Origin of the sequence: Thermodesulfomicrobium sp. WS (assembly GCF_027925145.1) — a bacterium.
Taxonomy (GTDB): Bacteria; Desulfobacterota; Desulfovibrionia; order Desulfovibrionales; family Desulfomicrobiaceae; genus Thermodesulfomicrobium.
On the sequence record NZ_AP027130.1, the window covers coordinates 166299 to 181036 of the forward strand.

Consider the following 14738-nt stretch of genomic DNA (forward strand, 5'->3'; position numbering starts at 1 on the left):
TACGCATCCTTTATTTCATCTTCCGCAAGACCACGATCCCCTGCTTGGGGCCGGGCACCTGGCCACGAACAAGCACCACGTTTTCCTCGGGCCGGACATCTACGATCTCCACATTGAGGACCGTAGAGCGCTTCGCCCCGTAGTGGCCAGGGAGCTTCTTGCCCTTGAATACTTTGCTCGGCCATGCGCACTGGCCAATGGAGCCCGGCTTCCGATGTACCTTCTCATGGCCGTGCGTGGCAGGGGCGCCGCCGAAGTTCCAGCGGCGGATTACACCGGCAAAGCCGCGGCCCTTGGATGTCCCCGTAACCGCAACACGGTCGCCACGCTGGAAGATCTCCACAGTCAGACTCTGACCCACCTCGAAGCCCGAGGCATCCGGCAAGCGAATTTCCTTCAGCATTTTATAAAAGCCACAATTTGCCTTCTGCTGATGGCCTCGCTCCGGTTTGTTGAGGCGATGCGCAGGCACTTCCTCAAAACCAATCTGCAGCGCAGAATACCCATTGCGCTCGGGAGTTCTTTTCTCCACAATAGGACAGGGACCAGCCTGAATCACCGTCACCGGGATAGCATTGCCATCCGGCCCAAAAATACGGGTCATGCCGATCTTTCTGCCCACAAGTCCCATGGTCTGCTTCATAACAATTCGCCTCTATAATAATCCTGCTTACAGCTTGATCTCGACATCAACGCCAGCAGGAAGATTCAATTTCCCCAAAGCATCCACGGTCTGCTGAGTGGGCTCCAGGATGTCCAAGAGACGCTTATGCACACGCAGCTCAAACTGTTCCCGCGACTTTTTATCCACATGCACCGACTTCTGAATAGTCTGCTTGTGAATACGAGTCGGTAGAGGGATCGGACCTGCAATGGACGCACCTGTGTTGCGTGCAGAGTCCACAATCTCCGCTACAGCTTTGTCCAAAATACGGTAGTCGTAGGCACGCAATTTGATGCGGATCTTATCGCTTTGCATCATCATGATCCACTACTCCACGATTTCCGAGACCACGCCAGCGCCCACGGTACGACCACCCTCGCGGATGGCGAAACGCAGACCCTTCTCCATGGCCACAGGATTGATGAGCTGCACGTGGAACGTGGTGTTGTCCCCCGGCATCACCATCTCCACACCCTCGTTGAGGGTCACCACTCCCGTCACATCCGTGGTGCGGAAGTAAAACTGCGGACGATAGCCCGAGAAGAACGGCGTATGACGACCGCCTTCTTCCTTGCTCAGGACATACACCTCGGCCACAAACTTGGTGTGCGGCGTGATGGAACCCGGCTTGGCCAACACCTGACCACGCTCCACCTCGTCACGCTTCACACCACGCAACAGCGCACCGATGTTGTCACCCGCCTGACCTTCGTCAAGCAGCTTGCGGAACATCTCCACGCCCGTACACGTGGTCTTGCGGGTCTCCCGGAAACCCACAATCTCCACTTCGTCGCCCACCTTGATCACACCGCGCTCCACACGACCGGTCACCACCGTGCCACGGCCGGAAATGGAAAACACGTCTTCAATGGGCATCAAAAACGGCTTGTCGATCTCGCGCACCGGGTCCGGAATATAGCTGTCGCATGCGTCCAGAAGCTCCAAAATGGGCTTGGCGTCCGGAGAATCGATGGACTCACACTCCAATGCCTTGAGCGCCGAGCCGCGGATCACCGGCACCTCGTCCCCAGGGAACTCGTACTTGGTCAGAAGCTCCCGCACTTCCATCTCCACCAGCTCGATGAGCTCCTCGTCATCCACAAGGTCCACCTTGTTGAGGAACACCACCAGGTAGGGCACCCCCACCTGACGAGCCAAAAGAATGTGCTCCCGGGTCTGCGGCATGGGACCATCGGTGGCCGCCACCACGATGATGGCACCGTCCATCTGCGCCGCACCCGTAATCATGTTCTTGATGTAGTCCGCGTGCCCCGGGCAATCCACATGCGCATAGTGCCGCTTCTCGGTCTCGTACTCCACGTGCGCCGTCGCAATGGTAATACCGCGCTCCTTCTCTTCCGGAGCCTTGTCGATCTGATCAAAACCCACGTACTGGCCATGCCCACGCATGCTCGCAATCTTCGTGATCGCTGCCGTCAGCGTCGTCTTCCCATGGTCAATGTGACCAATGGTGCCAATGTTGACGTGCGGCTTCTTCCGTTCAAACTTCTGCTTCGCCATAATCTTTGCCCCTTACGCCTTCTTAATGAGTTCCTCGGCCAAATTGGCCGGCACCCGGTCGTAATGATCGAACAGCATGGTATAGGTTGCACGCCCCTGCGTGCGGGAACGCAAGTCCGTGGCATAGCCGAACATGTTGCTGAGCGGCACATGCGCACGGACGATCTGCATGCCCTGACGAGGCTCCATGTTCACAATGCGACCACGACGGCCGTTGAGGTCACCAATGACATCGCCCATATAATCGTCAGGAGTCAGCACTTCCACGAACATGATGGGCTCAAGCAGTACCGGGGCCGCCTGACGGCAGGCCTCCTTCACCGCCATGGAACCAGCAATGTAAAAAGCCTGCTCCGAGGAATCCACCTCATGGTAGGAGCCATGCACCAATTCCACTTTCACATCCACCATGGGAAATCCGGCGAGCACACCATTCTGTAAGGCATCACGGATACCTTTATCCACTGCAGGGATGTATTCCTTAGGAATAACACCGCCCACAATAGAGTTGACGAACTCGTATCCAGCGCCCGGCTCCTGCGGAAATACCTTGATGACCACGTGCCCGTACTGTCCCCGTCCACCACTCTGTTTCGCGTATTTGAGGTCCTTCTCCGCCGGTTTGGTGATGGTCTCCCGGTACGCCACCTGCGGTTGCCCCACGTTGGCGTCCACCTTGAATTCCCGGATGAGACGGTCCACGATGATCTCCAGATGCAGCTCACCCATACCTGCGATGAGCGTCTGCCCTGTCTCTTCGTTGGTCTTCACCCGGAAGGAGGGGTCCTCTTTGGTCAGTTTCTGCAGGGCCTGGGACAGCGAATCCCGATCCGTCTTGGTCTTGGGCTCAATGGCCACCTCGATAACCGGCTCGGGGAAGTCCATGGACTCGAGTTGCACCACGCGCTTCAAATCGCACAAGGTCTCGCCAGTAGCGGTCAGCTTGAGTCCCACAGCCGCCACGATGTCCCCCGCAAAGGCCTCTTTGATCTCCTCGCGTTTGTTGGCGTGCATCTTGAGCAGGCGGCCAATGCGCTCCTTCTTGCCGGTATTGGCATTGAGCACCGTAGAGCCGGCTTCAAGGACACCGGAATAGATGCGCAGGAAGGTGAGGTGACCGATAAAGGGATCTGCCATCAGCTTGAACGCCAAAGCCGCCAACGGCTCGTCATCCGAGCAGACGCACTGCACTTCCTCGCCAGTCTCGGGATCTGTACCGGTCATGGGCGGGATATCTACTGGAGAAGGGAGAAAATCCACCACTGCGTCCAACAGCGCCTGCACGCCCTTGTTCTTAAAGGCCGAACCACACAGCACCGGACAGATCCGCATGCCAATGGTCGCCTGGCGAATGCCTTGCAGGATCTCCTCAGTGGAGAGTTCCTCGCCACCCAGGTATTTCTCCAGCAACGACTCGTCTTCTTCGGCGATAGCCTCCATGAGCTGATGGCGCCATTCGGCCGCCTGGTCCGCCAGCTCCGCCGGGATTTCCCGCACCTCGATCTTCTGGCCCTGCGACTCTTCGTCGTAGTAAAGCGCCACATTGCGCACCAGGTCCACCTGCCCCTGGAAGTTTTCTTCCGATCCAATGGGGAGATGGATGGGTACCGGCTTGGCTTTGAGGCGGTCGCGGATCATCCCGACCACACGGAAGAAATCCGCGCCAGAACGGTCCATTTTGTTCACAAAGGCAATGCGAGGGACCCGATACCGGTCTGCCTGGCGCCACACGGTCTCCGACTGGGGTTCCACCCCACCCACCGCGCAGAACACCGCCACCGCGCCATCGAGAACACGCAACGAGCGCTCCACTTCTACGGTAAAATCCACATGCCCCGGGGTATCGATGATATTGATCCGATGCTCCTTCCAAAAGCACGTGGTCGCCGCAGAGGTGATCGTGATGCCACGCTCCTGCTCCTGCTCCATCCAGTCCATGGTGGCCTGGCCGTCATGGACTTCACCAATCTTGTGCGAAACACCGGTATAAAAGAGAATCCGCTCGGTAGTCGTCGTCTTGCCCGCATCAATGTGGGCCATAATACCGATGTTCCGCTGCCGTTCTATGGGGACTCGCTTGGACACGAAAAACCTCGTTTACCAACGATAATGGGCAAAAGCCTTGTTTGCTTCCGCCATGCGGTGGGTGTCTTCCCGCTTTTTCATGGCACCACCGCGCTCATGAAACGCATCCACAAATTCAGCCGTCAAACGCTGCACCATGCCTTTTTCGCCACGGGAACGCGCATATGTAATCAGCCAACGAATAGCCAATGCCTCTTGACGTGCCGGGCGCACTTCCATGGGCACCTGGTACGTCGCACCGCCCACCCGACGGGACTTGACTTCCATCTGCGGCTTCACCTTGTCGACGATCTGCTCAAAGGCCTTGAGCGGCTCCATTTCCAAACGCCGAGCCACTTCATCCATCACGGCGTACAATATCTTTTCCGAAACGCTCTTCTTCCCATCCACCATCATCTGGTTGATGAACTTGGCGACGAGACGGCTCCCATACTTGGGATCGGGCAACACCTCGCGCCGCGGCGCAGGACCCTTACGCGGCATACCTTATTCCCCCTCACTTATTTCGGACGTTTCGCACCATACTTCGACCGGCTCTTCCGGCGATCCTGAACGCCAGCCGCATCGAGCGTACCGCGAATGATGGTGTACCGCACACCGGGCAAGTCTTTGACACGACCGCCGCGGATCATCACCACCGAATGCTCCTGCAGATTATGGCCTTCCCCGGGGATGTACGAGGTCACCTCGATCCCGTTGGTCAGGCGGACACGGGCAACTTTCCGCAATGCCGAATTGGGCTTTTTGGGCGTAGTGGTATACACACGCACGCAAACACCCCGGCGCTGCGGACATTGCTGCAAGGCAGCACGCTTGTTGGGCTTATGCTGCTTGGCCCGCGCCTTACGCACCAATTGGTTAATTGTGGGCATGGCTCTCTCCCTTGAGTGAACTTTTCGAGAAGGGGTAGCATATTCATGCCCCCCGTCCCTTGTCAACAACTAGTCCCTGGCCCTGGCACTCATTCATCCACCAGGTACGGGTCCTTTTCCAACTCTTCCAAAAACTTATCCGGGCTCTCCGGTTGCTCCGGCACCACGATGTCGCTGTGGACGTAGGCTCGGAAGCCCGAACCGGCATTGACCAAACGTCCCACAATGACATTTTCCTTGAGGCCGTAGAGATAGTCCTTCTTGGCCAAAAGCGCCGCCTCGGTGAGCACCTTGGTGGTTTCCTGGAACGACGCCGCCGAAATGAAGGACTCCGTGGTCAACGACGCCTGGGTAATCCCCAACACCAACGGCTCGGCCGTGGCGGGACGCTGCCCGGAAGCCATGACCTTGGCGTTGGTCCGGAAAAACCGGTTCTTGTCCACCTGCTCGCCCATGAGGAAGCCAGTGTCTCCGGGTTCGAGCACCGTGACCTTGCGCAGCATCTGGCGGACGATCAGTTCGATGTGCTTATCGTTGATGTATACGCCCTGGAATCGATATACGTCCTGAACGCCGTCCACCAGGTAGGCGGCCAGGTACTTCTCGCCTTTGATGCGCAGAAGGTCGTGGAGATCCGGGTGCCCTTCGGTGAGCGGCTCGCCGCATTCCACGAAGTCGCCCTCGGCCACGGTGATGTGCTTACCCTTGGGGATGAGATACACCCGGGGCTCGCCCACCTCGGGCTCCACGATGATCTTCCGCTTGCCCTTGGAGTCCGGCCCAAAGCTCACCACGCCGTCGATCTCGGTGATGACCGCCTGATCCTTGGGCTTGCGCACTTCGAAGAGCTCGGCCACCCGCGGCAAACCACCCACGATGTCCTTGGTCTTGGAGGTTTCGCGCGGTTTGCGGGCGAGCACATCGCCCGGCCGCACCGCGTCGCCGTCGCGCACCATGAGAATGGCACCCACCGGCAAGGTGTACACCGCCTCGGTGCCGCTGTCGGGCCGCAGCTTGGTCGCGCCGTGGGCATCGCAGACCGAGATACGGGGACGATAGTTGGAGGAGCGGAACTCCATGATGGTCAGCGTCGTCTTGCCCGTGGTCTCGTCGATCTTTTCCTGCACCGTACGACCTTCCACGATGTCATGGAAGCTGACCACGCCGTCCACATCCGCCAGGAAGGGTTCGTTGAAGGGATCCCACTCGGCGAGCACGTCCCCCTTCTTCACCTCGGCGCCGGCCTCCACAAAGAGCTTGGCGCCCGACGGCAAGGGATACTTCTCCCGCTCCACGCCCGTGTCATCCACGATGCGCAATTGGCCACTTTTGCCGAGCACCAAGCGCTCGCCCCGGTCATTGACCACGGTGCGCACCCGCGACAGGACAACACGGCCCTTGTTGATGGCCACATAGCGGTTCTGCTCCACTTCCTTGTGAGCCGTGCCACCGATGTGGAAGGTCCGCATGGTGAGCTGTGTCCCCGGCTCACCGATGGACTGGGCGGCGATGATGCCCACGGCCTCGCCCACGTTGACCAAATGTCCGCGGGCCAGATCACGGCCATAGCACAGGGCGCACACGCCGTGACGGGCCTTACAGGTCAAGGCCGAACGAATGGTGATGGCCGCCACGCCGCGCCGCTCGATCTCGGCCACGAGGTCCTCGGTAATGAGCTCGTTGGCCTTGATGAAGATCTCACCGGTTTCAGGGTCCGCCACATCGTACATGGCCACGCGGCCCAAGACCCGCTCGCTCAAGCGCACCGTGATCTCGCCGCCCTTGCTCACGTGGGTGAGCTCAATACCATCCACGGTCTTGCAGTCATACTCGCTGACGATGACGTCCTGTACCACGTCCACCAAGCGACGCGTCAAATATCCGGAGTTGGCGGTTTTGAGCGCCGTGTCCGCCAACCCCTTGCGTGCACCATGGGTGGAGGTGAAGTACTGGAGCACCGTGAGCCCTTCGCGGAAACAGCTCGTAATCGACGTTTCGATGATCTCGCCCGAAGGCTTGGCCATGAGGCCGCGCATGCCCGCCAACTGACGGATCTGGTCCTGATTACCACGAGCACCGGAGTTGGCCATCATGAACACCGAGTTGAAGCTGTGGCATTTCTCGGTCTTCCCGGTCTTGGGATCCGTGAGTTCCTCGTACTTGAGGACGCGCATCAGCTCTTCCGTGACCTCGGTGGTCGCCTTACTCCAGACGTCCACCACCTTGTTGTACTTTTCCGTACGCGTGATGATGCCGTCACGGTACTGCTGCTCGATGTCCGCCACTTCGGCATACGAACGGGCCAGGATCTCCTCCTTCTTGGCCGGGATGGTGAGGTCCTTGACGCACACCGTAAAGCCGGCGCGCGTGGAGTATTCGTAGCCCAGGTCCTTGAGTTTGTCGCACAAAAGCACCGTGGCCTTGGTGCCAGCCAGGCGGTAGGCCTCGCCCACCAGACGGCCGATGGCTTTTTTGCTCAGCTCCCGATTATAGACGTCGAAAGGCACCTGCGGCGGCACGATCTCGCGCACCAGGATGCGGCCCGGTGTCGTAGGCACCAATTGGCCGTCGATGCGGACCTTGATGCGGGAATGCAGATCCAAGTGGCCGGCATCCAGGGCGCAGATGACTTCGCCGGGATCGGCGAAGACCATGCCTTCACCCTTCCCAAAGGGGCGCTCCACGGTCAAAAAGTACAGCCCAAGCACGATATCCTGGGAGGGAACGATAATGGGCGAACCGTTGGCCGGCGACAGGATGTTGTTGGAGCTCATCATGAGCACGCGGCACTCGATCTGCGCCTCGATGGACAGTGGCACGTGCACCGCCATCTGGTCACCGTCGAAGTCGGCGTTGAAGGCCGTGCACACGAGCGGATGCAGCCGGATGGCCTTGCCTTCCACCAACAGGGGCTCAAAGGCCTGAATACCCAAGCGATGCAAGGTAGGAGCGCGGTTGAGCAGGATCGGATATTCGCGCACCACTTCCTCGAGCACGTCCCACACCGCCACATCTTCGCGCTCCACCATCTTTTTCGCGCTCTTGATGGTGCTCGCAATACCGCGCTCTTCCAGCTTGGCGTACACAAACGGCTTGAAAAGCTCCAAGGCCATTTTCTTGGGAAGACCACATTGGTGGAGCTTCAAGGACGGCCCCACCACGATCACGGAACGGCCCGAGTAGTCCACCCGCTTGCCCAAGAGGTTCTGACGGAAACGCCCCTGCTTGCCCTTGATCATATCCGACAAGGACTTGAGAGGACGACCATTGGTGCCCGTAATGGCCCGGCCGCGGCGGCCGTTGTCGAACAAGGCGTCCACCGACTCCTGGAGCATGCGCTTTTCGTTGCGGATAATGATATCCGGGGCGCCGAGTTCCAAGAGACGCTTCAGACGGTTGTTGCGGTTGATGACCCGACGATAGAGGTCGTTCAGGTCCGAAGTGGCGAACCGGCCACCATCCAAAGGCACCAAAGGCCGGAGCTCCGGCGGAATGACCGGGATGACGTCGAGGATCATCCACTCAGGCTTATTGCCAGACTCGAGAAAGGCCTCAATGATCTTGAGCCGCTTGGCGATCTTTTTCTTCTTGGTTACCGAGCGGGTGGTTTGCGACTCCTCGCGCAGTTGCACCCGCAATGTGGGCAGATCAAGCTCTTGCAACAGCAGCTTGATGGACTCTGCGCCCATGCCCACCTTGATGGCGTCTTCCCCGTAATGATCCAAGATCTGGAAATACTGCTCTTCGGAGATGACCTGTTTTTTCTGCAGTGTCGTCTCTCCGGGATCCAAGATAATATACGAATCGAAATAGAGCACCTTCTCCAGATCGGCCATGGTCATGTCGAGCAATGTTCCGATCTTGGAGGGAAGCGACTTGAGGAACCAGATGTGCGCCACAGGGGCCGCAAGCTCGATATGCCCCATGCGCTCACGGCGAACCTTGGAAGCGATGACTTCCACGCCGCACTTTTCGCACACGATACCCCGATGCTTCATGCGCTTATATTTGCCGCAATTACACTCGTAATCCTTTACCGGTCCGAAAATCTTGGCACAGAAAAGGCCATCTCGCTCCGGCTTAAAGGTTCTATAGTTGATGGTCTCCGGCTTTTTCACCTCGCCATACGACCATTCACGGATCTTTTCTGGGGAGGCGAGACTGATGCCGATGGCCTTCAGATTCTGGCTATTGAACAGCGTAGTGGCACTGCCACGCTGGGTAAAAAGGTCATCTAGGGTCATACTGCAATCCTCGCGGGTTGGCCGTTATATATCCTGAAAGAGCCATCTTACTTGCGCTTGACGCGCTTTTTGGAGTCCTCTTCAATCAGGGACACCTCCAGACCCAAGGCCATCATTTCCTTCACCAAAACGTTGAACGACTCCGGCATGCCGCTTTCCAAGAAATTGGAACCCTTGACGATCTTCTCGTACATCTTCACGCGCCCGTTGACGTCGTCGGATTTGACGGTGAGGAATTCCTGCAAGAGATAGGCAGCGCCATACGCCTCCAAGGCCCATACTTCCATCTCGCCCAGGCGCTGACCGCCGAACTGGGCCTTGCCGCCCAGCGGCTGCTGCGTGACCAAGGAATAGGGGCCCGTGGAGCGGGCATGGATCTTTTCGTCCACCAGATGGTGGAGCTTCAGGTAGTACATGTAGCCCACCGTGACCCGGCTGTAGAAGGGCTCGCCGGTACGGCCGTCATAGAGCAGGGCCTTGCCATCGTCAGGGAGGCCGGCCTTCTGCAAAAGCGCCCAGATCTCCTCTTCGTGGGCGCCATCAAAGACCGGGGTCTTCATGACGATACCCTTTTTGAGGGCGCGCGCCGTCTCCAAAAGCTCCTCGTCCTCCATGGAGTCGATGAGCTCCTGGGTCTCCGGGGCGTCAAAGATGGCCTTCATCTCTTCACGCACCACCCGCACGTGTTCGCCGCGTTCCACCAGGGCCGCGATCTGTTCGCCCAGCCCCTTGGCGGCCCATCCCAAATGGGTCTCCATGATCTGCCCGATGTTCATGCGCGAGGGCACGCCCAAGGGGTTGAGGACCACGTCCACGGGTGTGCCGTCAGCGAAAAACGGCATGTCCTCCTCAGGGAGGATGTTGGACACCACGCCCTTGTTGCCGTGGCGGCCGGCCATCTTGTCTCCGACGCTGAGTTTACGCTTCACCGCGATGTACACCTTGACCATCTTGATGACGCCCGGGGGCAGGTCATCGCCTTCCGTGACCTTGGCACGTTTATTGTCGTAGTAGTCTTTGATGAATTTGACCTGAAGGTCATACTGCTCCAGCATGACCTTCACAGCTTCGTTGGTCTCCTTGGCCGCAAACAGCCCGGCAAGCTTCTTGACAGGCAGTTCCTGCAGAACCTCCCAGCGCATGGGCTGGCCAGCTTCCAGGATGACCTCGCCCTTGCGTTTGCCTGGGACACTCTTGGAGACGATCTTGTTCTTGCAAATCTCCCAAATACGTTCCCGAGTGCGTTGGGTCAGGCTGGCGATATAGAGCTGCTCCCGTTGATCGAGGCGGTCCAACTCATAGCGCTCGATCTCCTTGGCGCGCTCGTCCTTTTCTCCGGAGCGGCGGTTGAACACCTTGACGTCGACCACCGTCCCCTCGATCCCCGGCGGCACCTTGAGGGAGGTGTTTTTCACATCCCGGGCCTTGTCACCGAAGATGGCACGCAGCAAGCGCTCTTCGGGAGTGAGCTGTGTCTCCCCCTTGGGCGTGATCTTGCCCACCAAGATGTCTTCCGCCTTGACCCGAGCGCCGATGCGGATGATGCCGCTGTCGTCGAGGTTGCGGAGCATATCTTCGCCCACATTGGGGATGTCCCGGGTGATCTCTTCCGGACCCAATTTGGTATCCCGGGCGAAGACATCGAACTCCTCGATATGGATGGAGGTATAGACGTCCTCCTTGAGCATGCGCTCGGAGATGAGGATGGAGTCTTCGTAATTGTATCCGCACCAAGGCATGAACGCCACCAAGAGGTTCTTCCCCAGGGCGAGCTCGCCATCTTTGATGGCCGGCCCATCGGCAAGGATATCACCTTTGCGCACGCGATCGCCGATGCGTACCCGCGGCTTCTGCCCAAAGCAGCTATTCTGGTTGGATTTGTGGAATTTCTGGAGGTCGTAGAACCGCACCCCTCCGGTTTGCGGAAAAAGGTCGGCGTCGTCATAGGCCACGACGATACGCTCGGCATCCACATAGCTGACGACCCCATCGGCCTCCGCCAGAAGGCACGCCCCAGAATCCCGGGCCACCACGCCCTCGATACCGGTCCCCACCAAGGGCTCTTCCGCACGCAAAAGCGGCACGGCCTGACGCTGCATGTTGGAACCCATGAGGGCACGGTTGGCGTCGTCATGCTCCAAGAAGGGGATGAGCGCCGAAGAGATGGACACGATCTGGCTCGGGGAAATGTCCATGAGGGTCACTTCCTCGCGAGGCACCAAGGCCACTTCGCCGTCCACGCGCGCCTCGATGAGGGGGTCCAGAAACTCTTTGGTTTCCGGGTCAAAGCGGGCGTTGGCCTGGGCGATGACTTGGCCTGCCTCCTCGGAAGCGTCGAAATACCGTACCTCGTCAGTAATCTTGCCTTCGCGGACCACCCGGTACGGGGTCTCGATGAATCCAAAGTCATTGACCTGGGCATGGGTCGTCAGGGAGACGATCAGGCCGATGTTGGGGCCTTCCGGGGTCTCGATGGGGCAAATGCGTCCGTAATGGCTCACATGGACGTCGCGGACCTCGAACCCTGCCCGCTCGCGGGTCAGACCGCCAGGCCCCAAGGCCGAAAGGCGGCGCTTATGGGTCACTTCCGAAAGCGGGTTGGTCTGATCCATGAACTGGGAAAGCTGGGAGGTGCCGAAGAACTCCTTGAGTACCGCAGTCACCGGCTTGGGGTTCACCAGGTCATGGGGCATGAGGGTCGAGACTTCCTGCAGGCTCATGCGCTCCTTGATGGCCCGCTCCATGCGCACCAAACCGATGCGGTACTGGTTTTCCACCAGCTCGCCCACCGGACGCACCCGGCGGTTGCCCAAGTGGTCGATGTCATCGGCCGGGCCATGGGTATCCTTGAGGTGCACCAGTTTTTTGATGGCCCGGAAAATGTCTTCGTTGCTGAGGGTGCGATGATCGATGGGGAGATCGAGCCCCAAGCGGGCGTTGAGCTTGTAGCGGCCCACGGCCGAAAGATCGTAGTAATCCGGATTGCGGAACAGGTTGTCGAAAAAGGTTGCCGCCACCTCGGGCGTGGGGGGCGAGCTGGGGCGCAGACGTTTGTAGATCTCGATCTGTGCAGCCTCCATGTCTTCGCACTTGTCCAGATCCAAGGTATCCCGAATGGCCGTGGACACTTCCGGCCCAGTGCAGAAGATACAGGCAAACTCCGTGATTCCGGCCTCGCGACAGCGTTCCACCGCGCCCGCCACCAAAGGCTGGCCGGCGCGAATGAGCACCTCGCCGGTCTCGGGGTGCACGATGTCCCGCATGGCGTATTCGGTCTCCAAAGACTCGGGACGCACGGCATAGTATTCGATCCCTGCCCGGCGCATGCGCTGCCACGCCCCACGGGTGATGGGCTTGCCCGCAGCCACGAGCACCTTGCCACCTGGCTCCACGATATCCTCATAGGCGGATTCGCGGCGCAAATTGTATTCCTCGACCTTGCGCAGCACCCGATCGCCGTCCAGACGGAATGTCTCTGGCTGATAAAAGTACGCCAGGATATCTTCGGTGCTCATGCCCATGGCCTTGAGCAAAATCGTCACCGGCATCTTGCGGCGGCGATCGATACGCACGTAAAGGATATCTTTGTGGTCGAAATCAAAATCCAGCCATGAGCCACGCATGGGAATGATGCGACAACTGTAGAGCACCTTGCGGCTCGAATGCGTCTTGCCTGAGTCATGCTCGAACAATACGCCGGGGGAACGCTGCAACTGGTTGACGATGACCCGCTCGGTGCCGTTCACCAAAAAGGTGCCTTTAGGTGTAATGAGCGGGATGGTGCCAAAGTAAAGGTCCTGCTCCTTGATATCGTGAATAGAGCGGGCACCGGTTTCTTCATCAACATCATACACCGCCAGTCGGACCTTGAGGCGCAGCGGCGCTTCATACGTCAGCCCCTTGGCGATACACTCATCGACATCATATTTCGGCGGCAATATTTCGTAGCTGACGTATTCCAGCGTAGCAGTATTGTTGAAGTCATGTATAGGAAAGACCGAACGAAACACGCCCTCCAAGCCTGTATTGGCGCGCATGCTCGGGGGAACATCGGCCTGAAGAAATTTGATATAGGAGTCCAGTTGCAGGCTAAGCAGGTGGGGAAGGGACACGGAGTCTTTGATTCGTCCGAATTTTTTGATCAATTTTTTCATCGTTTCCCCTCGGAAAAGATGTTGCTGGGCAGGCAAGAGCTGAGCGGTCTTGAGGACAAGGCCCTTCGGGTAGGGAAAAAATCAAAAAAAGGCGTAAAGAGTGTAAGAGTCGCCCCTTACACTCTTTACGGAAAGCGAATGTGCGAAGGACAAAAGCTTACTTAACTTCAACTTGCGCGCCGGCCTCTTCCAACTGCTTCTTGGCATCCGCGGCGGCGTCCTTGGAGACAGCCTCGAGAATCACCGAGGGGGTCTCGTCCACTTTGGCCTTGGCCTCTTTCAGACCCAGATTGGTGAGTGCGCGCACCACCTTGATGACACCGATCTTGTTGGCGCCGGCATCCTTGAGCACCACGTCAAATTCGGTCTTCTCTTCCACCGGGGCAGCCTCAGCCCCAGCCACCGGAGCCATGGCCACTGCAGCCACCGGGGCAGCAGCAGAGACACCGAACTTTTCTTCCAATTCCTTGATGAACTCCGCGAGTTCGAGCACGGTCATGTTGGCAATGAACTCGACGACCTGTTCTTTGGTAATACCGGACATTGTTTCCTCCTCAAAAGTACACGGATTGGCTCATTCTTGTTCTTTCTTTTCCTTCAGGGCGCTCAAGACATTGAGCATGCCCCGCAGGACGTTGGCAAAGAGGCATACGAAGTTCTGCGGCACGGCGTTCATGGTGCCCAGGACCTGCGCCAGCAGCTGTTCGCGGCTCGGCAGGTCGGAAAGGGCCTTTACCGCCGCCTCGTCGAGCAACTTGCCGTTGAGGCTCGCGCAACGCACCGAAAACTTATCGTTCTTCTTTGCAAACTCCACCACAACTTTGGCAGCGACCACGGGATCGTCGTAGCCAAAAGCCACTGCACAGCTGTACTTCAGCTTCTCTCCCAGCACATTGTGCGGGGTCTGGCTGAACGCAAGCCGCGCCAAGGTGTTTTTGACCACCTGGTAGTCGCAGCCGGCCTCATGGAGCTTCGCCCGCAGCGGAGTCAGTTGGGCCACGGAGAGACCTTGAAAATCGGTCACAATGGCCACCTGCGCCCGCTCGGCACGGTCCTTCAGGCCTTCAATGATCTTGCCTTTTTCTGCCCTATCCACACGTCACCTCTTGCTTACGCTTCAGGCAGAATGAGCCGCGAGTCTCCGCAGGATATTAAGGTTGCCCGCCTGCTCTCTCGGACTCATCTTCCTTGCTTATGG

The 14738-nt window shown here is 58.5% G+C and carries 10 protein-coding genes; all 10 read right to left on the reverse strand.

Annotated features, from left to right (window positions below; all coding sequences use genetic code 11):
* Positions 1-10 precede the first annotated feature (10 nt).
* The 10 genes from rplC to rplJ all read right to left on the reverse strand — a co-directional run bounded on the left by rplC (position 11) and on the right by rplJ (position 14636).
* A complete protein-coding gene (rplC, locus tag QMF81_RS00905) occupies positions 11-643 on the reverse strand; it encodes a 50S ribosomal protein L3 (protein WP_281751137.1) in 633 nt (210 codons plus the stop codon).
* Positions 644-670: 27 nt separating this feature from the next.
* Entirely contained in the window at positions 671-988 is a 318-nt protein-coding gene (rpsJ, locus tag QMF81_RS00910; protein WP_281752886.1) for a 30S ribosomal protein S10, read from the reverse strand.
* Positions 989-991: 3 nt separating this feature from the next.
* The gene (gene tuf / locus QMF81_RS00915; RefSeq protein ID WP_281751139.1) at positions 992-2185 is read right to left on the reverse strand and encodes an elongation factor Tu; all 1194 of its coding nucleotides are present in this window, start codon (positions 2183-2185) and stop codon (positions 992-994) included.
* 12 nt (positions 2186-2197) lie between these two features.
* Positions 2198-4270, reverse strand: a complete 2073-nt coding sequence (fusA, locus tag QMF81_RS00920; RefSeq protein ID WP_281751141.1) for an elongation factor G — start codon at positions 4268-4270, stop codon at positions 2198-2200.
* A gap of 12 nt (positions 4271-4282) precedes the next feature.
* Entirely contained in the window at positions 4283-4753 is a 471-nt protein-coding gene (rpsG, locus tag QMF81_RS00925; protein ID WP_281751143.1) for a 30S ribosomal protein S7, read from the reverse strand.
* Positions 4754-4770: 17 nt separating this feature from the next.
* Positions 4771-5142 (reverse strand): 30S ribosomal protein S12, encoded by a 372-nt coding sequence (rpsL, locus tag QMF81_RS00930; protein ID WP_281751145.1) that lies wholly within the window; start codon positions 5140-5142, stop codon positions 4771-4773.
* Positions 5143-5231: 89 nt separating this feature from the next.
* Complete coding sequence (rpoC, locus tag QMF81_RS00935; protein WP_281751147.1) at positions 5232-9386, reverse strand: DNA-directed RNA polymerase subunit beta'; 4155 nt, start codon at positions 9384-9386, stop codon at positions 5232-5234.
* A 47-nt stretch (positions 9387-9433) separates the two neighbouring features.
* On the reverse strand, positions 9434-13540 hold the full coding sequence (gene rpoB, locus QMF81_RS00940) for a DNA-directed RNA polymerase subunit beta (RefSeq protein WP_281751149.1): 4107 nt from the start codon (positions 13538-13540) through the stop codon (positions 9434-9436).
* Positions 13541-13697: 157 nt separating this feature from the next.
* Positions 13698-14084 (reverse strand): 50S ribosomal protein L7/L12, encoded by a 387-nt coding sequence (gene rplL, locus QMF81_RS00945; protein WP_281751151.1) that lies wholly within the window; start codon positions 14082-14084, stop codon positions 13698-13700.
* Between the two features lie 30 nt (positions 14085-14114).
* Positions 14115-14636, reverse strand: a complete 522-nt coding sequence (gene rplJ, locus QMF81_RS00950; RefSeq protein WP_281751153.1) for a 50S ribosomal protein L10 — start codon at positions 14634-14636, stop codon at positions 14115-14117.
* Positions 14637-14738: the final 102 nt, after the last annotated feature.